This is a genomic window from Streptomyces sp. NPDC054770, assembly GCF_053611985.1.
This window is the reverse complement of record NZ_JBSHBL010000010.1, coordinates 65,996-87,741: the sequence shown is the minus strand read 5'-3', so window position 1 is coordinate 87,741 and position 21,746 is coordinate 65,996. Positions and strand designations below refer to the sequence as shown.

The 21,746-nt window shown below is 72.7% G+C and carries 19 protein-coding genes and 1 pseudogene; 9 read left to right on the top strand and 11 right to left on the bottom strand.

All coding sequences use genetic code 11. The annotated features are described in order from the left end of the window. Window positions 1-2 precede the first annotated feature (2 nt). Window positions 3-572 carry a TetR/AcrR family transcriptional regulator gene (locus tag ACWGKQ_RS12050; RefSeq protein WP_453291783.1) on the bottom strand — a complete coding sequence of 190 codons (570 nt, stop codon included), beginning with the start codon at window positions 570-572 and terminating at the stop codon, window positions 3-5. A gap of 176 nt (window positions 573-748) precedes the next feature. Between ACWGKQ_RS12050 and ACWGKQ_RS12045 the strand changes: the two genes are divergently transcribed. Continuing rightward, on the top strand, window positions 749-1,039 hold the full coding sequence (locus tag ACWGKQ_RS12045; RefSeq protein ID WP_453291782.1) for an SHOCT domain-containing protein: 291 nt from the start codon (window positions 749-751) through the stop codon (window positions 1,037-1,039). Between the two features lie 196 nt (window positions 1,040-1,235). Here ACWGKQ_RS12045 and ACWGKQ_RS12040 read toward each other — a convergent pair. Next, window positions 1,236-1,691 (bottom strand): annotated as a pseudogene (locus ACWGKQ_RS12040) (ATP-binding protein); the annotation flags it as partial. 214 nt (window positions 1,692-1,905) lie between these two features. Continuing rightward, window positions 1,906-2,229, bottom strand: a complete 324-nt coding sequence (locus ACWGKQ_RS12035) for a hypothetical protein (RefSeq protein ID WP_453291781.1) — start codon at window positions 2,227-2,229, stop codon at window positions 1,906-1,908. 369 nt (window positions 2,230-2,598) lie between these two features. Between ACWGKQ_RS12035 and ACWGKQ_RS12030 the strand changes: the two genes are divergently transcribed. Further along, window positions 2,599-3,723, top strand: a complete 1,125-nt coding sequence (locus tag ACWGKQ_RS12030) for a PLP-dependent cysteine synthase family protein (RefSeq protein WP_453291780.1) — start codon at window positions 2,599-2,601, stop codon at window positions 3,721-3,723. Between the two features lie 77 nt (window positions 3,724-3,800). Here the strand turns inward: ACWGKQ_RS12030 and ACWGKQ_RS12025 are convergent, their stop codons facing one another. Both ACWGKQ_RS12025 and ACWGKQ_RS12020 read right to left on the bottom strand, forming a co-directional pair. Next, window positions 3,801-4,271 (bottom strand): SRPBCC family protein, encoded by a 471-nt coding sequence (locus ACWGKQ_RS12025; protein WP_453291779.1) that lies wholly within the window; start codon window positions 4,269-4,271, stop codon window positions 3,801-3,803. A gap of 88 nt (window positions 4,272-4,359) precedes the next feature. Continuing rightward, window positions 4,360-5,178 carry a DeoR/GlpR family DNA-binding transcription regulator gene (locus tag ACWGKQ_RS12020; protein WP_453291778.1) on the bottom strand — a complete coding sequence of 273 codons (819 nt, stop codon included), beginning with the start codon at window positions 5,176-5,178 and terminating at the stop codon, window positions 4,360-4,362. A 617-nt stretch (window positions 5,179-5,795) separates the two neighbouring features. Here ACWGKQ_RS12020 and ACWGKQ_RS12015 point away from each other — a divergent pair. Then, window positions 5,796-8,051 (top strand): hypothetical protein, encoded by a 2,256-nt coding sequence (locus tag ACWGKQ_RS12015; RefSeq protein WP_453291891.1) that lies wholly within the window; start codon window positions 5,796-5,798, stop codon window positions 8,049-8,051. On the opposite strand, the gene ACWGKQ_RS12010 is transcribed toward ACWGKQ_RS12015, so the two are convergent. From ACWGKQ_RS12010 to ACWGKQ_RS11995, 4 genes are all read right to left on the bottom strand, one after another. Beyond that, window positions 8,052-10,490, bottom strand: a complete 2,439-nt coding sequence (locus ACWGKQ_RS12010) for a right-handed parallel beta-helix repeat-containing protein (RefSeq protein ID WP_453291777.1) — start codon at window positions 10,488-10,490, stop codon at window positions 8,052-8,054. Between the two features lie 175 nt (window positions 10,491-10,665). Further along, window positions 10,666-11,271, bottom strand: a complete 606-nt coding sequence (locus ACWGKQ_RS12005; RefSeq protein WP_453291776.1) for an Rv1733c family protein — start codon at window positions 11,269-11,271, stop codon at window positions 10,666-10,668. A gap of 291 nt (window positions 11,272-11,562) precedes the next feature. Next, window positions 11,563-12,384, bottom strand: coding sequence for an MOSC domain-containing protein (locus ACWGKQ_RS12000; RefSeq protein WP_453291775.1), 822 nt, complete (start codon window positions 12,382-12,384; stop codon window positions 11,563-11,565). A gap of 42 nt (window positions 12,385-12,426) precedes the next feature. Further along, the gene (locus ACWGKQ_RS11995; RefSeq protein WP_453291774.1) at window positions 12,427-12,885 is read right to left on the bottom strand and encodes a DUF6643 family protein; all 459 of its coding nucleotides are present in this window, start codon (window positions 12,883-12,885) and stop codon (window positions 12,427-12,429) included. A 279-nt stretch (window positions 12,886-13,164) separates the two neighbouring features. On the opposite strand from ACWGKQ_RS11995, the gene ACWGKQ_RS11990 reads away from it, so the two are divergent. Then, window positions 13,165-14,472 (top strand): TerD family protein, encoded by a 1,308-nt coding sequence (locus tag ACWGKQ_RS11990; protein WP_453291773.1) that lies wholly within the window; start codon window positions 13,165-13,167, stop codon window positions 14,470-14,472. 12 nt (window positions 14,473-14,484) lie between these two features. On the opposite strand, the gene ACWGKQ_RS11985 is transcribed toward ACWGKQ_RS11990, so the two are convergent. Beyond that, complete coding sequence (locus ACWGKQ_RS11985) at window positions 14,485-15,678, bottom strand: glycosyltransferase (RefSeq protein ID WP_453291772.1); 1,194 nt, start codon at window positions 15,676-15,678, stop codon at window positions 14,485-14,487. A 39-nt stretch (window positions 15,679-15,717) separates the two neighbouring features. Here ACWGKQ_RS11985 and ACWGKQ_RS11980 point away from each other — a divergent pair, with 39 nt between their 5' ends. After that, window positions 15,718-16,509 (top strand): glutamate racemase, encoded by a 792-nt coding sequence (locus ACWGKQ_RS11980; protein ID WP_453291771.1) that lies wholly within the window; start codon window positions 15,718-15,720, stop codon window positions 16,507-16,509. A gap of 88 nt (window positions 16,510-16,597) precedes the next feature. Beyond that, complete coding sequence (locus ACWGKQ_RS11975) at window positions 16,598-17,155, top strand: hypothetical protein (RefSeq protein WP_453291770.1); 558 nt, start codon at window positions 16,598-16,600, stop codon at window positions 17,153-17,155. Between the two features lie 90 nt (window positions 17,156-17,245). Here ACWGKQ_RS11975 and ACWGKQ_RS11970 read toward each other — a convergent pair whose 3' ends face one another. Beyond that, on the bottom strand, window positions 17,246-18,274 hold the full coding sequence (locus ACWGKQ_RS11970) for an O-antigen ligase family protein (protein ID WP_453291769.1): 1,029 nt from the start codon (window positions 18,272-18,274) through the stop codon (window positions 17,246-17,248). A gap of 185 nt (window positions 18,275-18,459) precedes the next feature. Here ACWGKQ_RS11970 and lnt point away from each other — a divergent pair, with 185 nt between their 5' ends. The 3 genes from lnt to ACWGKQ_RS11955 all read left to right on the top strand — a co-directional run bounded on the left by lnt (window position 18,460) and on the right by ACWGKQ_RS11955 (window position 21,481). After that, window positions 18,460-20,073: an apolipoprotein N-acyltransferase gene (lnt, locus tag ACWGKQ_RS11965; RefSeq protein ID WP_453291768.1), complete on the top strand. Its 1,614-nt coding sequence runs from the start codon at window positions 18,460-18,462 to the stop codon at window positions 20,071-20,073. Between the two features lie 67 nt (window positions 20,074-20,140). Further along, the gene (locus tag ACWGKQ_RS11960) at window positions 20,141-20,620 is read left to right on the top strand and encodes an NUDIX hydrolase (RefSeq protein ID WP_453291767.1); all 480 of its coding nucleotides are present in this window, start codon (window positions 20,141-20,143) and stop codon (window positions 20,618-20,620) included. A gap of 54 nt (window positions 20,621-20,674) precedes the next feature. Next, window positions 20,675-21,481, top strand: coding sequence for a 3-hydroxybutyrate dehydrogenase (locus tag ACWGKQ_RS11955; protein ID WP_453291766.1), 807 nt, complete (start codon window positions 20,675-20,677; stop codon window positions 21,479-21,481). Window positions 21,482-21,746: the final 265 nt, after the last annotated feature.

Below are 21,746 nucleotides of genomic sequence, written 5' to 3'. Positions count from 1 at the left end.
CGTCACGTCCTCAGCAGGGACAGCAGTCCGCGCACGCCCGCGTCGAACGCGGCCGGGGAACCGGAGGCCCGGGCGAGCACATAGCCGCCCTGTACGGTCGCGAGTACGGTCGCAGCGATCTCCTCGCCGTTCACCCGAGGCCCGAACTGTCCCTGCTCCTTGCCCTCCTCGACGATCCCGGCGATCAGCTCCTGGATCCGGTCCAGCGTCTCGTCGACCGGAGCGCGCAGTTCGTCGCTCGCGATGATGTCCGGGTCCATCGTCAGCCGCCCGATCGGGCAGCCGCGCAGCACGTCGCGCTCGCGCCGCAGATACGCCTCGATGCGCTCGTACGGCGTGCCCGGCCCGGTGAGCACGCCCTCGGCGGTGGCCAGCAGTTCCGCGGCGGTCCGCCGGATCGCGGCCAGTGCCAGGTCCTGCTTGCCCTTGAAGTGGTGGTACATGCTGCCCTGGCCGGCTTCCGCGCGCGCCAGGATGGCCTTCGGGCTCGTGCCGACGTAACCGCGCTCCCACAGCAGCTCACGGGTGGACTCGATCAACCGTTCCGACGTGCTCACGCATCGACTGTACATACTAGTAGTTACAGAACGCCAGCCCGTTCGGGAGCAGAGCGCCCGGCGTCGCGTACTCCCCGGGAGGTACAACGACTGCCGTCGGCTGCACGACGACCCGGACCCCTCGCCGCGGCCAGTCTCGATGCATCACAACGAGACCCTTCCGACGAGGGGCTACGAGGGAGTTGACCGAGATGCAGACCCTGGCGAACTGGGACGGCGGCCCCGGCCCGTGGATCCTGTTCTTCCCGCTGATCTGGGCGGCCGTCGTGATCGGCGCCGGCACGTTCCTGCGCCGCACCGCGTGGCGCGGACGCGGCGGACCCTGGCGTCCGGCGGATGCGGGACGCCCGTCCGGCGACTCGCCCCTCGCGGTCCTCGGCCGTCGCTTCGCCTCCGGCGAGATCGACGAGGACGAGTACTGGCGCAGGCTGTCCGTCCTGGAGGAGCAGTTCGGCCGCATCGGCAAGGGCGGCGCGGCATGAAGCGGTGATTCCGCGGGCGAGACTCGGCGAGGAGACTCACCGCCCGCTCAACTGGCGACAGCCGAGCGGGCGGGAGCGTGTACGGCGCCGGAGGCGGCGGCGGTCGCATGTGCGGTGGCCGGGACACCGGCGCCCGCGTGTGCGGTGGCCGGGTCGGCGCACCGGCGACGGCGGGCTCCGGTTCGGCGATCCGGCGGGGGGCCGGTTCGGCGGCGCGGCGCTGCGGGCGGGCCGCAACCGGTGTGGGCGTCGGCGACGCGGGCAGGGTGAACCACACGACCTTGCCGTCGTCGTGCGGCCGTACTCCCCAGCTCTCGCTGACCGCCGCCACCATCGCGAGACCGCGCCCGCAGGTGGCCATCGGCGCGACCTCCGTGCCGTCCTCGACCACCGGCAGGCGTGGATCGTGGTCACGGACCGACACCGTGAGGTGGTCGAGCTGGAGCTCGATCTCCACGGTGCAGTTCTTGTCGGGCTGGGCGTGCCGGTGGACGTTGGTGAGCAACTCCGTCACACCTAGCGCGGCCCGGTCGATCAACGGGTCGAGATGCCAGTAGCGCAACTGCGCAGATACGATTCTGCGGACCTGGCCGATCCGCGAGGGCAATGCTTGGAGCTCCACCGAGCAGTGTCTGCTTGGGTGTTTGATCACGGCTGCGACTCCCCGACGTGAGGCCCGGAAGAACACGGAGAACGGATCCAGCAGGGTGCCGCCGTCCACGGGGCCGCCTGCTGTCGTGACCGGCGGGCTGGTTCGCAGCGTTATCGCCGGTAAACCCAGAGTGACGTGAGACAAGCGTGACCCAGTGCTTACGGTCCCGCAACTCGCCGTGGCTCGGTGCTCACGTCCCGCAGGCCGGTGCGGCTCAGTCGCCGCGCCCCGCGGCCCGCCGTACCGCCTCGATGAAGCGACGCGCCGCGGGCGGTCCGGGCTCGCCCGGTGCCGGATCGTGGTCACCCAGGGTGAGTGAGTAGCGCTGGCCGTTGAGGTCGGCCAGGGCCCGGTCGTCCGACGCGAACCACGGCTTGGAGGCCCGTACCGCCTGCACGGGAGCGCTGTCGATCTCGCTGCCGTAGCTGGTCAGCAGTTGCAGCCTGCCGTCGCTTATCCGGACCTGCCCGGCCCGGGTGAGTGAACGCAGCCGCTTGTCGATCCGCACGCCCGTCGCCGTGAACTCCGGCTCCGCCATCCTGCCCCGCCCCTTTTCGAGTACCTCGGTCGCCGGTCCGGAAGCTTGTGGCCCCGGCCGGCGTGCTCCGGCTCGTGTCGTGCTCCAGTGTGCGCCCCCGTTCGGGACGTTCGTCCCGTCCGGTGGCAGTCTGCCCGCCCTCGGCGCGGAGCACCAGTACGCACGGACCGCCGGGCAGGGGGCGCTCGGAGCACTCGCCGCAATGCGCCCCCCGAAGCGTTCGCGCCATTGTTCGGCACTGTCCCCCAGGGGTTCCTTTGAGCCGCCCAAAGATGCGTTTATGCAGGTGAGAAGCGTGTGGAAGGTGTTTATGATCGATGCGCCGGCCGCGTTCGGACGCCGTCGGCGCGAAGCGTGAGGAGTCCCGCCGTGAGCACCACCCCGCAGATCCGGACCGGCGCCACCCGCGACGTCGACCGCAGCGACGCCGCCTATCGCGACTGGCTCAAAGAGGCCGTCCGCAAGGTCCAGGCCGACGCGAACCGTTCGGCGGACACGCACCTGCTGCGCTTCCCGCTGCCCGAGGCCTGGGGTATCGACCTGTACCTCAAGGACGAGTCGACACATCCGACCGGAAGCCTCAAGCACCGGCTGGCCCGCTCGCTCTTCCTGTACGGGCTCTGCAACGGCTGGATCCGGCCCGGCCGTCCGGTGATCGAGGCGTCCAGCGGCTCGACGGCCGTCTCCGAGGCGTACTTCGCCAAGCTCATCGGCGTGCCCTTCATCGCCGTCATGCCCCGCACCACCAGCGCCGAGAAGTGCCGGCTCATCGAATTCCACGGCGGACAGTGCCATTTCGTGGACGACTCACGGAAAATGTACGAGGAGTCCGCGCGCCTCGCGGTGGAGAGCGGCGGCCACTACATGGACCAGTTCACCTACGCCGAACGGGCCACGGACTGGCGCGGAAACAACAACATCGCCGAATCCATCTTCCGTCAGCTGGAGTTGGAGCGGTACCCGGAGCCGGCGTGGATCGTCGCGACGGCGGGCACCGGCGGTACGTCCGCGACGCTCGCGCGCTATGTGCACTACACCCAGCGCGACACCCGGATCTGTGTCGCCGACCCCGAGAACTCCTGTTTCTTCGAGGGCTGGACCACCGGCGATCCGGACGTCACCTGCGACTGCGGCTCCCGGATCGAGGGCATCGGACGGCCGCGCATGGAACCGAGCTTCGTGCCCGGGGCCATCGACCGCATGATGAAGGTCCCGGACGCGGCGAGCGTGGCCGCGGTACGGGCGCTGGAGCGGGCGATCGGCCGCAAGGCGGGAGGCTCCACCGGGACCGGGCTGTGGAGCGCCCTGAAGATCGTCTCCGAGATGGTGGCCGGGGGACGGCAGGGGAGCGTGGTAACCCTGCTTTGCGACCCGGGCGACCGCTACCTCGACAAGTACTACTCGGACGAGTGGCTCGCCGGGCAGGGCCTGGACATCACGCCGTACGCGGCGGCGATCGACTCGCTGCTGGAGACGGGAGTCTGGCCCGGCTGAGCCGCTGCCGCGAGGGCCCCGGTGCAGTCCGGCTGAGCCGCTGCCCCGAAGGGCGCCGTTGCAGTCCGGCCGGGCCGCTACCTCGAAAGGCGGCGGTCCAGTTCGACGACCGCGCCCCGGAAGGCCCGGCCCAGCCCCGATCGCGCCGCCCTGACCACGAGGCGGAACGGTGCCGTGCCGTCCACGGCGAAGGTCCACTGCACGCGGGTGCCGCCGCCGGACGGCACGAGCCGCCACTCCTCGGCGATGGCGTGCGCGCCGGGCGCGTTGGTCAGGTCCACCCGGTAGGCGTACACCTCGGCCTCCTTGGCCGCGATGATCGTCTCGCGGAAATGTCCGCCGCCCTTGAGCCGGATGTCCCGCCCGGCACCGTCGTCGACGGACTCGGCGTGGGTCACCGCGGCGAACCACTCCGCCCAGCCGGGTACGTCGTCGTTCAGTGCGTGGAAGACCCGCTCGGGTGGCGCGGACATCTCCTGCGCGAAGACCAGACGTACGGGTGCGGTCTCGACGAAGTCGAGCCCCACGGGGCGCAGACGACGCGGCATGGACGAGAACCCCCTTGGCCGAGAAGGCAGTTGATCGGCTTCGCCACGATAACTGGCAGCCCGTCAGATGTCTGCACCGCCGACGCGGTCAGGCCTCCGTCTCGCCCGCCACCACCAGCCGGCGCAGATGCTCCGAGATCTCCGCGCGCGCCGAGGCCGGCAGCCCCGCGTCGGTGACCAGCGTGTCGACCTGCTCCAGCTTGGCGAACGAACTCAGGCCCACCGTGCCCCACTTGGTGTGGTCGGCGACCACCACGACCCGCCGGGCGGACTGCACCAGGCGGCGGTTGGTCTCCGCCTCCGCGAGGTTCGGCGTGGAGAGGCCGGCCTCGACCGATATACCGTGCACGCCGAGGAAGAGCAGGTCGAAGTGGAGCGCCGCGATCGCCTGGTCGGCCACCGGGCCCACGAGGGAGTCGGAAGGGGTGCGCACCCCACCGGTCAGCACCACCGTCGCCGCGCCCTGGCGCTGCCCGGAGACGCGCTGGGCCGCGTGGAAGACGTCCGCGACCCGCACCGAGTTCGTCACCACGGTCAGGTCGGGGACCTCCAGGAGATGATGTGCCAGCGCGTATGTCGTCGTACCGCCGGACAGCGCGATCGCCGTGCCCGGCACGACCAGTTCGGCGGCGGTCCGGGCGATGTCCTCCTTGGCGGTCAGCTCCAGCCCCGACTTGGCCTCGAACCCCGGTTCGTGCGTGCTCGCCTCGACCACCGGCACCGCGCCGCCGTGCACCTTCTCCAGCACGCCCTGCCGGGCCAGCGCGTCCAGGTCCCGGCGTACGGTCATGTCCGACACGCCGAGCTTGCGCGTCAGCTCGTTGACCCGCACGCCGCCCCGGCGCCGGACCTCGTCCAGGATCAGGGCGCGGCGCTGCTCCGCGAGGAGGTTCTGGTTCTCGCTCACGTACGCTCCGGTCCTCTCGCCTCAAGCCGTCCGACACGCCCTGCGTACCGGTCCCGACCAGCACATTCCGTCGGGCCCCGGTGCGCGGGCGCCCCATCCTTTCACGGGACCACACAGGTTGCGCCACTCCCTGTGTCGGTGCACACACGTCATTCGGTCACCACGTGTTGCACTGGGTGTCACACACAACGGGGAGATTCAGTGACGAGTGGTGTGCGTCACACCGGAATCGGCGATCCTGAAATCCGCACGGACACAGACCATCGGCGCGTCACGGGGGAAGTGCGAGAAGAGTGGAACGCGCGCAGGAACGCACCGCCGGCGACCTCGCCGAGCGGCTGACGGCGACGGAGACCGCGCCCGGGGACCGGCCCGGTACCACGAGGGCCGCCCCGGCGGAACGCCGCACGGTCCCGGCGACCGGCTCGGCCGAGCGGCTCGCGCACGGGCAGGCCGGCCCGGCCGAGCAACTGGCCGTCGAGAAGACCGCCCTGGCCGAGCCGACGACGGCCGGGAGGAACGACTCCGCCCAGCGGCTCACGGTCACGAGGGCCGACCCGGAGGAGCGGCCGGTCGCCGAGAGGACCGGCCCCGTCGAGCGGCCCGCCGCGCCGGAGATCGACCTGGAACTCCTGGTCCACGGCGTCGGCGGCACCACGCCCGAGAAGATGCTCGGTGATCCGCGCACGGTGCGGATCACCGGCGACGACACCGCCGCCGTCTTCCGGCGAGCCGAGGACGTCGACGCCGAGTCCCGGCCCGGCGACTACCGCGACCGGCCGGTGCCCGAGGCGTACGTGTGGTGCAACCTCACCTCCGGCAACGCCTCCCGCGCGCTGTGGCTGCTGCTCCTGCCGTTCATGGTGGTCAACCTCGCCCACTGGATGCGCCCCGCCGCCCAGGACCGGCAGCGCACCGTGCGCTTCTACGGACTGCTGGTCCGGCTCGCCGGACTCACCCTCACCGTGCTGCTGGTCGCCGCCGCCTGCGAGGTCGCCCTGGACCTCGCCGCCTGGCAGTGCGCGGGCGTCACCGCCTGCGCCGCCCGGCACTCCTGGCTCGGCTTCCTGTCTCCCGCCCGTCCCGACGGAGGCTGGTGGAGCGCCCCCGGACGCCGGCTCGCGCTGGCCGCCCTGGTGCCCACCGCGCTGACCGCCCTGCTCTGGTACCTCTCGCACCGCACCTGGAGCGCCTACGAGTCCACCCGGCCACTGGCCCACGACCCCGAGCCCGGCCACACCGCCCTCGGCAGCCCCGGCTTCTGGTACGGGCGCCGGCTGGTCGCCCGGCTGCGTGCCGCCCACACCGCGGCGGGCCTGCTCACCGTCGCCGCCGCGGTCCTGGCACCGGCGGCCTCCTTCGACCGCCGGCGGGGCGGCCCCGCCGTACTGGACACGACCGGGTGGCTGCTGACCGCTGCGCTGACCGCCGGAGCTCTCGCCGTGGTGTGGGTGGTCTGCCGCCGGGGCCGCAGCGAGAACCACCTCGACCAGGAACTCGACCGGCATCTCGTACGATGCCTGCCGCTCGGCGCGCTGGCCCTGCTGCTGCTCGTGCTGGTGTACGCCGGCTGGTCCCGCCCGGGGTGGCACTCCGTGGGGCGGCTCGCCGGGGACACCACCTTCGGCGGCCTGGCCCTGGCCCAGGGCCTGCTGGTGATCGTCCTCGCCGCCGTCGCCCACGACCTGCACCGCCGGCTGCCCGACGCACGCGCCGCGATGCGCGGCCTCGGCGGCCCCGCGGTCGCGCTGCTCGGCTGCGCGCTGGGCGGGGTGATCTCGGGCGGCGTCGCCCAGCGGGTCTCCGACTGGCTGGACGGCACCGGCACCTCCATCTCCGGACCCCCGGTGCTGCTGACCTGGCAGGCCTCGGTGATCCCGCTGGTGCTCGTCGTGCTGCTCGCCGCGGTCGCCTGGCTGTCCTGGGGCACCTCACGGCTCAGCCGCGTGGAACGCACCGCCGTCGATCTCGGCCACCCCGGGGAACCGGCGGACACGGCCCGCAGCCGCCGGATCGCCCGGGTCCGGGCGATGGCCGTCCTCACCGACCGGACGCCACTCGTCGTCACCGTGCTGTGCGGCGCCACGCTGGTGCTGGGCGCCGGGGCGCTGGCGGGCGCGCTGGCCACCGGCAAGGCGCCGGACGCCGCGGCCGACCGCACGTTCGCCCTGGTGCACGGTGCGGCCCAGGTCTCGCAGGCGCTCGGCTCCTGGCTGGTCGGGCTCGGCTTCATACTCTTCGTCACCTGGGGCCGGCGCGCCTACAAGGACGCCTCCGCGCGACGCACCATCGGCATCCTGTGGGACGTCGGCACCTTCTGGCCGCGCGCCGCCCACCCCTTCGCCCCGCCCTGCTACGCCGAGCGCGCGGTCCCCGACCTGACCTGGCGGATGGACACCTGGACCCGCAGCACCGGCGGCCGGCTGGTGATCTCCGGCCACTCCCAGGGCAGCGTCCTCGCGGCAGCGGCTGCCTGGCAGCTGACCCCGGCGGTCCGCAAGCGGGTCGCTCTGCTGACCTACGGCTCGCCGCTGGAGCGGCTGTACGGCCGCTGGTTCCCGGCGCACTTCGGCCCGGCCGAACTCGGCTCCCTGCACCGCGAGGTCGCCTGCTGGCGCAACCTCTACCGGCTGACCGACCCCATCGGCGGCCCCGTGCGGGTCTGCGACGGCGGCGGCCCGGAGGTCGACCACACGCCCCTCAAGGACCCCCTCGCCTACGGACGCACCCCGGGGCACCCACTCCCCGCACCGATCCTGGGCCACTCCGACTACCAGGCGGACCCGGTCTTCGCCGTGGAACGGGAGCGGCTGCTGGCCCGGCTGCGCCCGGAGCTGCCCGGACCGCGGCCGCAGCAGGAACAGGCAGGCTGATCAGGCGACTTCGGGGAGGTCCTCCGCGTACAGCAGCGTCAGGTCGTCGGTGCTCGGGTCGGCGAGCTGGGCGACCCGGCCGGCGTGCCGCTCCACCATCGCCTCGAAGGTCTGCCGGGCGGTACGGCCGTTGCCGAACGCGGGGCCCTTCGGGAGCACCGTGAAGTACGTCAGCAGCGCCTCGGACGCACCCGGCGCCAGCCGGTACTCGTGCTCGTCGGCCTGCTGCTCCACGATCCGCAGCAGTTCGTCCGGGCCGTAGTCGCTGAAGGTGATGGTCCGGGAGAAACGCGACGCCACACCGGGGTTGACCGAAAGGAAGCGCTCCATCTCCTCCGTGTACCCCGCGACGATCACCACCACGGCGTCCCGCTGGTCCTCCATCAGCTTCACCAGCGTGTCGATGGCCTCCTTGCCGAAGTCCCGCCCGGCGTCCTCCGGCGACAGCGCGTACGCCTCGTCGATGAACAGCACACCGCCGTGCGCCCGCTGGAAGGCCTCCTGGGTGCGGATCGCGGTGGAGCCGATGTGCTCGCCGACCAGGTCGACCCGGGACACCTCGACCAGATGGCCCTTCTCCAGCACCCCGAGGGAGGCGAGGATCTCGCCGTAGAGCCGGGCGACCGTCGTCTTGCCGGTGCCGGGGGAGCCCGTGAACACCAGGTGCCGCTTGACCGAGGCGGCCTTCAGACCGGCCTGCTGGCGGCGCCTGCCGACCTCGATCATGTCGGTCAGCGCACGGACCTCGCGCTTGACGCTGTCCAGGCCGACCAGCGCGTCGAGTTCACCGAGCACGGCCTTGGAGGTCCGGGCCGGCTCCTCCGGCGCGGCCGGGGTGATGAGCGGCTCCTGCTCGGTGCTGCGCTGGCCCGGGATCGCGCCCAGCAGGCCGGGGGACTGGTACGACGTCTGTACGGCCGTCTCGCGCGCCGCGGCCGGCCGCAGGCTGCCGCTCTCGTCGCTGGTGCAGTCCTCCACCACCGGTCCGGTGCCCGAGTCCGCGTCGGGACCGCCGTCCGCGAACTCGTAGCCCCCGCGCGCGCACCGCTCGGTGCGGCACTTGCGCAGTGTCGTACGGCAGCCGTCGATCACATGGAAGCCGTATCCGGCGCTGCCGGTGACCCGGCAGTTCTGGAAGGTGCCGCGGCCGCCCGCCGAGACGTAGAAGCCCGCCTCGGCCGGGGAGTCCACCGTGCAGCGCTCGATGGTGGGGTCGGCGCCCTTGGTGACGATGACGCCGGTCTGGGTGCCGTCCACCGTGCAGTTGTTGAGGGTGCCGCCGCTGCCGTGGTCGCGGAACCAGGCGCCGGTGGCCGCGTCCCGGATCCGGCAGTCGTCGAGCTGCGCGGTGGCGCCGTCGCTCACCGACACCGCGGTGTTGCGCACCTGGGACAGGTCGCTGTCGACGACGTCCGCACGGGACCCGCGGTCCAGCACGAACAGAGCGTCGGGCACGTCGTGCACCCGGCAGGAGTCCAGCACCGCGGTGGCGCCGTCGCTGACCCACACCGCCGGATAGTCGCCCGTGCTGTCGAAGATCTCGCACTGGTTGGCGTCCACCCGGGTGCCCGGGTCCCACACCGACAGCCCGTTGCGCCCGAACTGACGCACGGTCGTCCGTGTCAGTGTCAGCACCGAGCGCGAACGCAGGTCGACCGCGTTCTCCGGGATGTCATGGATACGGCAGTCCGCGAGGGTCAGCACCGCGTCGGTGTCCAGCGTGACGCCGTCGGCGGTGGTGCGGTGCACATCGCAGTTCGTGAGGTGCGCCGTCGCCCGCGCGGTGACCTGCACACCGGAGCCCCGCACCTCGTAGATCTCGCAACCCACCGCTTCCAGCGCGGAGTTCTCCCCGGTCGCCGTCATGCCCGGGCCCGAGGCGTGGTGCACCCGGCAGCGGTCGAGACGGGGGTGGCCGCCGCCGCGCACCGCCACGCCCGCCTGGCCGGCCGCCACGACCTCGCATTCCTCGAACACCCCGCCGCCGCCGTCGAGTACGGCGATGCCGATGCCCGCCGGGTTGTCCACGGTGCACCGCCGTACGGTGGGCCGGGCCCCGCCGCGCACCTCGATGCCGGCGGCGGACCTGGTGACGATCCGCACGTCCAGCAGCTCCGGGGTGCCCTCCTCGACGAGCAGCGCGGGCGCGGCCGCGTCCTGGCCCTCGACATGCAGGTCCTGTACGACCGCCGAGGCGCGCACGGTCAGCGGGACCCCGTCCGCCGGGGCGATGCGCACCGAGCCGGGCGAGCCCTCCGGTCCGCGCAGCGTCACCGCGCGCTGGACGACGAGGTTCTCCCGGTAGGTGCCGGGCGCGACCGTGAGGACGTCGCCGTCGGCGGCGGCCTCCAGGGCGGCGGCGAGCGACGCGTACTCACCCGTGCGGCGCCGCCACCTCGATGTACCGGTGTGCGTCACCTGGACCGTGCCCTGTGCCATGGCGTTGCCGTGCCCCCACCTCGTCGTACAGATCGCTCGCTGGCCTTCGGGGCGTCACCGCGGACGGTGCCGGGCCCCTGCGGTTCGCTCGCGCGCGGGTCGATGCCGAATACGCTTCGGCCGGTCCACCGTAGCGTGCGCCGAGGTGGTGGATTGACCAGAGACGGAAAGGCCGTCAGCTGCCCGTCCCGGCCTTGCCCCAGTCCGGGCCCGCCCGCTCCCAGGCCTGGTCCCAACGTGCGTACCTGCGACGGACCATACGCCAGACGATCATCCGTCTGGCGCTGTCGACCAGCCCCGCGGTGAGCAGGGCCGCGCCGAACCCGGCCAGCACGGCGTGGGTTGTCGCCGTCATGGCGTCCAGCGGGCGGGCCGTTATCAGGCCGTGCCGGTCCGTCCAGACATCGAAGTGGTCGCCCTTGTGCGGGGATTTGAGAGTCGTCAGGACCGGGCCGTGCTGCCGGGTGCCGTCCGGTGCGGTCCAGTCGGCGAGGACCCGGCTGCGGTTGTCGTGGGCGCTGGTGGCGTCCGGGTCGGGCTCCACGGGGGCGCCGCCCAGCTTGCGCACCACCGTGGCCATGACGAGATGCCGGTCGTGCTGCTGCTGCCGGACCGACCGCTGGAGGGTGCCCTGGGCGGCGGCACCGACCAACGAGCCGAGCAACGGCGCGGCCACCACGATCAGCACCAGTGTCACCAGGGCCACCCAGGCCTCGACCAGGTCGGTCGCGCGGCGCAGCGGATTGCGCCGCCACCGCCACAGACCGCGGATCGCTCGCACCGACCACCACCCCCTTCCCGCTCCGTGATAACCCCCGCCCGGTCCGTTCACCCGAGACCCCTGCCGAAGAGAGAGCGAAATCACCCCCGGCGGGGACTTTCATGAACTTCTCACGACCCCAACGACCGGGCCGCGCGCTCGGGTTCCCGCCGGGACGCAGATCACTCGGGTTCCGGTCGCGGACCGCTCGGCCGAGGGCGGCTCGGCTGCCGGCGGACGGGGCGCGGACGGGGCGCGGGCGGATCCGCTGCGGACGGATCGGTACGGGTGGCCGGGGCGGGTGCGCGGAGCTCAGCCGAGGACCCGCACCGGGTCTCCCACCCGGATCGTGCCGGGGGAGCGCGGAACCAGGTTCTGTCCGAAGACCAGCTGGTTGCCGAACCTGCGGTGGCGCGCCAGCGTCCGCAGTGGCTCCCTGCCGCGCTCGCCGGTGACCTGGTCGGTCGTGGTCACGACGCACCGCCCGCACATCTTCACGACCCGGAACTCGACCTCACCGACGGCGATCCGTCTCCAGTCGTCCTCGGCCCAGGCCGGTGTGCCGCGCACGACCACGTTCGGCCGGAACCGGTTCATGGGCAGCGGGCCCTCGTCGGCGTGCTCGCCCTGCGCGATCAGGGAGTTGAGGGCGTCCAGCGAGCTCTGCGTGGTGACCAGCAGGGGATAGCCGTCGGCGAAGCTCACGGTCTCGCCCGGCAGCGCGTGGTCCGGGTCGATGGGGCGGCGGGTCGCGGGGGCGTCCATGTGGGCGAGGCGGACATCGGCTCCCAGATACGCGCGGCACCACGCATGGGCCGCGTCCGCCGCGAGGACCGCCTCCACCTTGGTGCCGAAGATGTCCACCGGGACCGTGACCCCCGGATCGGGGACCGGCACCGTCAGGGGTGTGCGCCCGGGCGCGGACAGGCGAACGCCGCCGGGCAGCGGCTCGGCGGCGGCGAGCGCGAGGCGCGGCTGTACGCGCTGGGTGACGACCTTTCCCCCGTCGTCGATCAGGACCCAGCGTCGGTCACCGGCCAGCCCCCAGGGCTCCACGACGGCCTCCCGGGGCGAGAAGCCCCGGAGCGACTTGACCGGGTGAACATGAATCGACTGCAGCTCGGCCTTCCCCATGACGCCATCGTGCCAGGCAGCACGGACATCGGGGGGTGCCGGTCAGTAGCCGCGGTACTGCTGCTGTTGCTGGTTGTTGTACGGGTCCTGGTACGGGGCCGCCTGCGCGGGGCGCGGAGCCGCCGGACGCATCGCCTCGTAACCCGTGCCGCCCATCGCCGGACGGGGCGGCTGCGGCTGCTGCGCGGGGTAGCCGCGCGGTCCCGTCGCCTGCTGGGGGATGTACGCCGTGGGCGCCTGCTGGAGCGGTGCGGGCTGCTGCATCTGCTGCGGGTAGCCGTAGCCCGGGGCCGGCTGGGAGGGGCCCGCCGGGAGCGCGGGCAGTGCCGACGGCAGTGCAGGCAGGTTGCTGAAGCTGCTGCCCGTGTCGTAGGCGGGTGGGACCCGGATCGGGGCGATCTGCGGGGTGCCCCGCTCGGCGACGAGCGAGTCGTAGATCGGGGTGTCCGGGAAGGAGGCGGAGTAGTAGCCGCCGCCATAGGTGGAGCGGGGGGAGGTCATGGCACATAAGTTAAGCCCACGATGTGCTGGTTGGGGAGACCGATAAGAGGGTTGTTTTCCGTGTCGGCAGTGACGCCGGATCCCCAATCCGAGCGAACTCGGCAAAAAAGGACGGCAATCGACGTTCTGATCACGTAAAGGCCGAGTTCCGAGCCGGTTACCCGCAGTTGGCCAGGGATCTTCCTGTGCCGCTCATGGGAGATCCCTGTCCCCGGGAATAGGTTGTCAGGGTAGGGATGACCTGGGACCGCCGGGGCGCGCCCGGCATGCCGACACGCGATGGGGGCGGACATGTCAATGTCGAAAGGATCGAATACGCCGGTGCCGACCACGGCACTGCGGGTCGAATTGGGCTGGCGCCCCGAACCCGGTACCCCCGACGCGGACGCCTCCGCGCTGCTGCTGGTCGCCGGGAAAGTGCGCTCCGACGGCGACTTCGTCTTCTACAACCAGCCGGTGCACTCCTCGGGCGCGGTCCGGCACGAGGGCAAGCGGCGCTCCGGCGACCTGGTCACCGACACCCTTTTCGTCGACCTCGCGCGCGTGGAGGTCCCGGTCGAACGGATCGTCCTCGCGGCCTCGGCCGACGGCGGAACGTTTGGGCAGGTCCCCGGACTCTACATCGAGGTCCGGAACGCGGCGGACGGCAATGTGGTCGCCCGGTTCGACAGCACGGGAGCCACGGCGGAAACCGCTTTCGTGCTGGGTGAGTTGTACCGCCGCCAGGGCGGCTGGAAGTTCCGTGCGGTGGGGCAGGGGTACAGCAGCGGGCTGGAAGGGCTTGCCACCGATTTCGGGATCACGGTGGACGAGCCCCATCATCCGGCCCAGCCGCCCCTGCCGCACACCACGCCGCCGGTCCCCGCTCCGGTCACTCCGCCGATCACCCTGCCGGTCACGCCGCCGGCCCCGGCTCCGGTCCCCGGCCCGGTCACGCCGCCGCCCCCGCCGACCGCCCCGGTACGGCTGTCCAAGGTGACGCTCACCAAGGCGGCGCCCTCCGTCTCGCTGGCCAAGCAGGGCGGTACCTCGGGCGCGCTGCGGGTCAACCTCAACTGGCAGGTCCGCAAACAGCTCTCCGGCTGGGGCGGACGGCACGGCGGAGCGGGCGCCCTGGACCTCGACCTGTGTGCCCTGTACGAGCTCGCCGACGGCCGCAAGGGCGTCGTCCAGGCGCTGGGCAACGCCTTCGGCTCCCTGAACCGGCCGCCGTACATCCACCTCGACGGCGACGACCGCACCGGTGCCGTGTCGAGCGGCGAGAACCTCACCGTCAACCTCGACCACAGACAGGACTTCCGCCGCATCCTGGTCTTCGTGACGATCTACCAGGGCGCCACGTCCTTCGCCGACCTGCATGCCACGGTCACGCTCCAGCCCCAGCACGGCGCCCCGGTCGACTTCGCCCTGGACGAGTGCACGGTTCCCTCGACCGTGTGCGCCCTCGCCCTGCTCACCAACAGCAGCGGCGACCTGGTCGTGCAGCGCGAGGCCCGCTATCTGGTCCCGGAGCGCGGCGTGAGCCCGCAGCGGACCGTCGACCGCGCCTACGGCTGGGGCATGAACTGGACCCCCGGCCGCAAGTGAGACACCGGGCGGTCAGCCCTCGTCGGCGACCGTGTCGGGACGCGCGTACGTGCGGCCCTTCCAGGCCGCGCCGCGTCCCCGGTAGTGCTGCACCGCCGAGTCGACGGTCATGAGGAGGTAGAGGAAAGCGGTGAACGGCAGCAGGGGAGCGAGCCACAACGGCTGCCGGTAGTAGCGGAGCATCGGCACGTACGTCGCGGTCATCACCAGCCAGGCCGCGGCGCCGAGAAGCAGCGCCGCGGCGCCGCCGGTGAACGCCCCCGCCAGGACCGCCACCGGCGGCACCAGATACACCAGTGCGAGACCGGCGACCGTACCGAGGAGCAGCAGCGGGTTGTGCCGCAGCTGCGCGTACGCGCTGCGGGAGACCATCCGCCACAGGTCGTGCAGGCGCGGATAGGGGCGCACGCTGTCCACCCGGTCGGCGAGCCCCAGCCAGATGTGGCCTCCGGTGCCCTTCACCGCGCGGGCCAGCGCCACGTCGTCGATCACGGCGTGCCGGATGGCGTCCGGAACGCGAGCCCGCTCCGCCGTGTCCGCGCGCAGCAGGACACAGCCGCCCGCCGCTGCCGCCGTGCGCGAGCCCTTCCGCCCGATCCGCCGGAACGGGTACAGCTGGGCGAAGAAGTAGACGAAGGCGGGCACCACGAGCCGCTCCCACAGGCTCGCCACCCGCAGCCGGGCCATCTGCGAGACCACGTCGAAGCCGCCGGTGCGGGCGGCCGCCACCAGCAGCCGCAGGCTGTCCGGCTCGTGCGCGATGTCGGCATCCGTCAGCAGCAGGTACTCGGGACCGCGCGCGCGTGCCAGAGCGATGCCGTGCCGTACCGCCCAGAGCTTGCCCGTCCAGCCCGCCGGCGGCTCACCGGGCGAGGTCACGGTCAGCGGCAGCCCACCCTGACGCCCGGCCAGCTCCCGGGCCAGCTCCCCGGTGCCGTCCGTACTGCCGTCGTCCACCAGGAACACCTCCGCCCGCCCCGGATAGTCCTGCGCCAGCAACGACGGCAGACTCAGGGGCAGTACGGCGGCCTCGTCCCGGGCCGGGACCACCACGCACACGTCCGGCCACTCGGCGGGCTCGCGCCGGGGCGGCAGCCGGACGTCGGTGCGCCAGAAGAAGCCCTGGCAGAGCAGCAGCCACAGCCAGGCGGCGAGGGATACGGCGGCGGTCCACGCGATGGCGCTCACCCGCGCAGTCTGCCCCATGGGACCTCGCCCCAACGGCCCATCGTCTATCGTGGCCGGGTGAAGATCGCGCTCATCGACTCCGGAATCGGCCTCCTGGCGGCCACCGCAGCGGTACGGCGGCTGCGCCCCGACGCCGATCTCGTCCTCTCCTTCGACCCCGAGGGCATGCCCTGGGGGCCACGCACCCCCGAGGGCATCACCGAGCGCGCCATGGCCGTCGCCGAGGCGGCCGCCGCCCGCCGGCCCGACGCGCTGATCATCGGCTGCAACACGGCGACCGTGAACTCCCTGTCGGCGCTGCGGGCGCGCCTGGAACCCGGCATCCCGGTCATCGGCACGGTCCCGGCGATCAAGCCGGCCGCCGCCGGCGGCGGCCCCGTCGCGATCTGGGCGACCCCCGCGACCACGGGAAGCGCCTACCAGCGGGGCCTCATCGAGGACTTCGCCGGCGGCGTGCCGGTCACCGAGGTGCCCTGCTGGGGCCTGGCCGAGGCCGTCGAGCACGCAGACCAGGCCGCCGTCGACGCCGCCGTGGCCGCGGCGGCCGAACTCACCCCCGACGATGTGACGACCGTCGTCCTGGGCTGCACCCACTACGAACTCCTGGCGGAACGTATCCGCGCCGCCGTCCAGCGCCCTGGCGCCGCCCCCCTCGCCCTGCACGGCTCCGCCGGCGCGGTGGCCGCCCAGGCGCTGCGCCGGATCGGTGCGCAGCCGGCCCCCGGCGCACCGGCCACCGGGACGGTGACGGTGCTGCTCAACGGCCGGGAGGGCGAGCTGCCCGAGGCCGCGCTCGGCTACGCCGAGGCCCGCCTGCTCCGTACGGCCAGTCCTGCCGCGTCACAGTGAGGCCCGCGGGGCCGGGGATACGCCGATCTGAGCAGTCACCCTCCGCAACGCGGTGCCCGCGCAGCGAAACCTGAGTAATCTCGTAGACATGAGGGACCACCCCCGCGACCACTCCCCGGACCAGGACTCCTCGCACCCGGATGTCTGGACCGGGCGCGCCACGAACCGGGTCCAGTGGCTGCTGGCGCTGGTCGGCGCGGCGTGCATGGCGCTCGGTATCGAGCTGGCCGTGGACTCCGCCTGGACCTCCGGGATCGCCCCGCTGGTGATGTCGGTCGTGGGCTGCATCGCGGCCGGACTGCTGGTCCTCTTCGGCACCCTCGCCTTCGTGCACGTCGACCTGAAGCTCGACAGGGAGTGCCTCGAAATCCGCTGCGGTCATATAGGAGTACCGCGCCGCCGTATTCCGCTCTCCCAGGTGGTCGGCGCCGACTTCTCCCCGCAGATCACCCCGCGCAACTGGGGCGGCTGGGGCTACCGCTGGCGCCCCGAGAAGGGCACGGCCGTCGTCGTCCGCCGTGGCGAGGGCATCGTCCTGCGCCTGTGGGACGGCCACACCTTCACGATCACCGTGGACAACGCCGAGTCCGCGGTGCGGGTCATCCGGGAACGCCTGCGGACGATCACACCGGGTACGGCTCACTGACGCAGGCGCCACCGCATAGAGGGCCGGACCACGTAGGGCCGGACCACGTAGGGCCGGGCCACATGTGCCCGGGCCATACAGCCGTACGGCTCAACCGCCCGGCACTCCCGCCACCCATGGGTGTGCCGTCGCCAGGCCCGCCAGCAGGCCCGCGCCCGCCGACACCGTCGTGAAGCTCAGCGCGTTGCCGATCGCGGCGATCGCGGCCAGGGCGGTGAGCGACGCGCCTGCGGTGAGGGCCACCGGTGTCGAGCGGGGGGAGCGCCACAGCGCGTAGAGGATCCAGCAGAACGCGGTGGCCAGCAGCAGGATGCCGACCAGCCCCTGTTCGGCGGCCTGCTGGAGCGGCGCGGAGTGCGGTTTGCCGTCGGGCAGCAGGGCCTCGGACGCGGTGCCGCTCAGGTCGCCGAAGCGCCCGGGGCCGACGCCCAGGGCGGTGTTCCGGTGCGCGAGACGCAGGGCGTCCCGCCACAGCTGGACGCGGGGCTCGCCGAGGGGGCCCTCCAGGGCGGAGGTCAGACCGGCAGGCAGGACGTTAGCGGCGACCGCCCAGACCGTGCCGGTCACCAGCACGACCGCCAGGGCCAGCCCGGCGATGCCGGGCCCCCGCCGCCGCATCCGGCCGGCGGCGAGCGAGCACAGCAGGACGACGGCACTGCCCGCCCAACCGGTCGCCGAGCCCACGGCCGCCCCGGTCACCGCGATGCCGGCGGCCAGCATCCGCAGCCCGAACCGCAGCGCCGGAACCGGCGTCGCCCATGCGGCGCAGCACGCGCCGCCCGTCGCGAGAACCAGCAGCGCCGCGACGGCTCCGGCATGGCCGAGCGGGGTCGTGAACTGGGGGCCCGGGGCCACCTGCGGCATCGCCACCGCGAGCGCCAGCCCGGCCAGTGCGCCGGCACACGGCGCGGCCACCGGCAGCAGCGACCCGGACATCCGGCCCGCGGCATAGCCCGCGGCCACCGCGAGGACCGCCAGCAGCACGCCCTCGGGCCGTGCGTCGCGTCCGGTCGCCGAGATCAGCGACCACACGGCGCAGGCCCCGAGCACCACCACGCCCACCGCGTCAGAAACGTTTCGTCTGTCGTTGTCCGCGTCCCTGTCGGCAGCGGACGTCATCCCGGTCGACCCCACCGTCGCCCCCCGTACCCCGGTCCCCCGACCTGTGACAGGCCCCGCCGCCCGCCTCGGCACACCGTAACCGGTGATGCCCGCTTTGTGGACGACTTGCGCGGGAACCATGTGATTCCTGCATGCCGAGACCGTGCTGTCGGCCGCAAGGTCAACCGCCGTACACTCCCGGGGTGACCGTCACCGCAACTTCCGTGGACCAGTCGGACCAGCTCACGCCGCGCCCCGCGCCCCGCGCACGCGCCCTGAGGCTGCTCCGCCGCCTGGTCCCGGCCGCCGCCTCCGCGCTCAGCGGAGTGCTGCTGTACGTCAGCTTCCCGCCGCGCACCCTGTGGTGGCTGGCCCTGCCGGCCTTCGCCGGATTCGGGTGGGTGCTGCGCGGCCGCACCTGGAAGGCGGCCCTCGGTCTCGGCTACGTCTTCGGGCTCGGCTTCCTGCTGCCCCTGCTGGTGTGGACCGGCGTGGAGGTCGGCCCCGGGCCGTGGCTCGCGCTGGTGGCCATCGAGGCGATCTTCATCGCCCTGGTCGGCGTGGGGGTGGCCGCCGTCTCCAAGCTGCCGGCCTGGCCGGTGTGGGCGGCCGCCATATGGATCGCGGGCGAGGCGGCACGCGCGCGCGTGCCCTTCCGGGGCTTCCCCTGGGGCAAGATCGCCTTTGGCCAGGCGGACGGCGTCTTCCTGCCGCTCGCCGCGCTGGGCGGCACCCCGGTGCTCGGTTTCGCCGTCGTCCTGTGCGGGTTCGGCCTGTACGAGGCCGGGCGGCTGGCCGTCGAGGGCCGGCGCACCCGCGACATCCGGCGCGGCGCGGCGGCCGCGGCCCTGCTGAGCGTGGCCGTGCCCGTGGTGGGCGCGGTCGCCGCGCGGACGCTGGTGAGCGACAAGGCCGAGAACGGCTCGGTCACCGTCGCGCTCATCCAGGGCAACGTGCCGCGGGCCGGCCTGGACTTCGCGTCGCAGCGGCAGGCCGTGCTCGACTACCACGTCAAGGAGACGCTCAAGCTGGCCGCCGACGTCAAGGCGGGCAAGGCCGCCAAGCCCGACTTCGTGCTGTGGCCGGAGAACTCCTCCGACGTCGATCCGTTCTCCGACGCCGACGCGGCCGCCGTGATCGACGAGGCGGCCAAGGCGATGGGGGTGCCCATCTCGGTGGGCGGAGTGGTCGAGCGGGACGGCAAGCTGCTCAACGAGCAGATCCTGTGGGACCCGGTCAAGGGCCCGACCTCGACGTACGACAAGCGGCAGATCCAGCCCTTCGGCGAGTACCTCCCGCTGCGCGGTCTGGTCGGCGCCGTCAACAAGGACTGGACCAGCATGGTCCGCCAGGACTTCAGCCGGGGTACGAAGCCCGGTGTCTTCGACATCGACGGCACCAAGGTCGGCCTCGCCACCTGCTACGAGGCCGCCTTCGACTGGGACGTCCGGGACACCGTCACCCACGGTGCCGAGATGATCTCGGTGCCGAGCAACAACGCCACCTTCGACCGCAGCGAGATGACCTACCAGCAGCTCGCCATGTCCCGGATCCGCGCGGTGGAGCACAGCCGGACCGTCACCGTGCCGGTGACCAGCGGTGTCAGCGCGATCATCATGCCGGACGGGAAGATCACCCAGAAGACCGGCATGTTCGTGCCCGCCTACCTGGTCCAGAAGGTGCCGCTGCGCACCTCCGAGACGCCCGCGACCAGGCTGGGCATCCTGCCCGAGATCGCGTTGGTGCTGGTCGCGGCGGGTGGCGTCGGCTGGGCGATCGGGGCCGGCCTGCGCGGGCGTCGCGCCGGTGACGCGTAGCCGTACACCCGCTGTACGCCCCGCCGTTTCGGCGGTGTGCGAGGAACCGGGCGGTTAGGGTCGGCTCATGGCTACTCCTGACTTCATCCGCACGATCCGGGCCTCCGCGGGCCACCAGCTGCTCTGGCTGCCCGGGATCACCGCCGTCGTCTTCGACGACGAGAACAGAGTGCTGCTGGGCCGCCGCACCGACACCCGCAAGTGGTCGGTCATCGGCGGCATTCCGGAGCCGGGGGAGCAGCCTGCGGCCTGCGCCGTGCGCGAGGTCTTCGAGGAGACCGCGGTGCACTGTGTCGCCGAGCGGGTGGTCCTCGTCCAGGGGCTGGAGCCGATGACCTACCCGAACGGGGATGTCTGCCAGTACATGGACATCACCTTCCGCTGCCGGGCCGTCGGTGGCGAGGCCCGCGTGAACGACGACGAGTCGCTCGAAGTGGCCTGGTTCGACGTGGACGCGCTGCCCGAGCTGAACGAGTTCGGCTTGTTCCGGATCAAGCAGGCCCTGTCGGACGCACCCACATGGTTCGACGCTACGGCTTTCAGCTGAAGTATGTGTGCTGACGCCATGTGGGAGCGGGCGGGTCGCGCCTAGGGTCGAGCCATGAGCTCGCCCAGCACCGATACCGTCCCCGCCCTCGACCTGCACGGCCGTACCGCCCTCGTCACCGGCGCCGCCGGGGGCATCGGCCGCGCCTGCACCTTGCGTCTCGCGGCGGCCGGCGCCCGGGTCAGAGCCGTCGACCGGGACGAGACGGGGCTGGCCGAGCTCGTGGACTCGGCCGGGCGGGCCCTGGACCCGGCAAGCGGCGGCGCCGTCGAACCGTACCTCCTCGACCTCACCGACCTGGACGCGGCCGAACGCACCGCCGCCGGCACCGACGTCCTCGTCAACAACGCCGGCCTCCAACTGGTGCGGCCCATCGAGGAGTTCCCGCCCGACGTCTTCCACACCGTACTGACCGTGATGCTGGAGGCGCCGTTCCGGCTCATCCGGGGCGCGCTGCCGCACATGTACGGGCAGGGCTGGGGGCGGATCGTGAACGTGTCCTCCGTCCACGGGCTGCGCGCCTCCGCCTTCAAGTCCGCCTATGTGGCCGCCAAACACGGTCTGGAGGGTCTGTCGAAGACGGCCGCTCTGGAGGGCGCGCCCCACGGGGTGACCTCGAACTGTGTGAACCCGGGCTATGTGCGCACCCCACTGGTCGAGAAGCAGCTCGCCGACCAGGCCCGAGCCCACGGCATCCCCGAGGAGCGGGTGCTGACCGAGGTGCTCCTGACCGACAGCGCCGTCAAGCGGCTCGTCGAACCGGAAGAGGTCGCCGAGGCCGTGGCCTATCTCTGCGCCCCCCAGGCGTCCTTCGTCACGGGCACCTCACTGGTGCTCGACGGCGGCTGGACCGCCCACTGACGGGCCGGGTACCCGGCGGCCCGCGGGTTTTCCACAGGCCCGACGGGCCGGAGCGACGATGCGGAATCCTGTGACCATGTCTCGCGATCACGTGCAGTCCGCCAGGCGGCAGGCGGCCGAAGCGGATCGCCGCCCGGGAGCGGGCCGGACTCCTCGCGCTGCGGGTCCGCACCGAACTGGAGGGCAGACGCCGACGCGAGGCCGAGCTGTCCGCATGCCCGACGCCACCGTCACCTGCGAACAGGCTGAGTAGACGCCCCCGGCT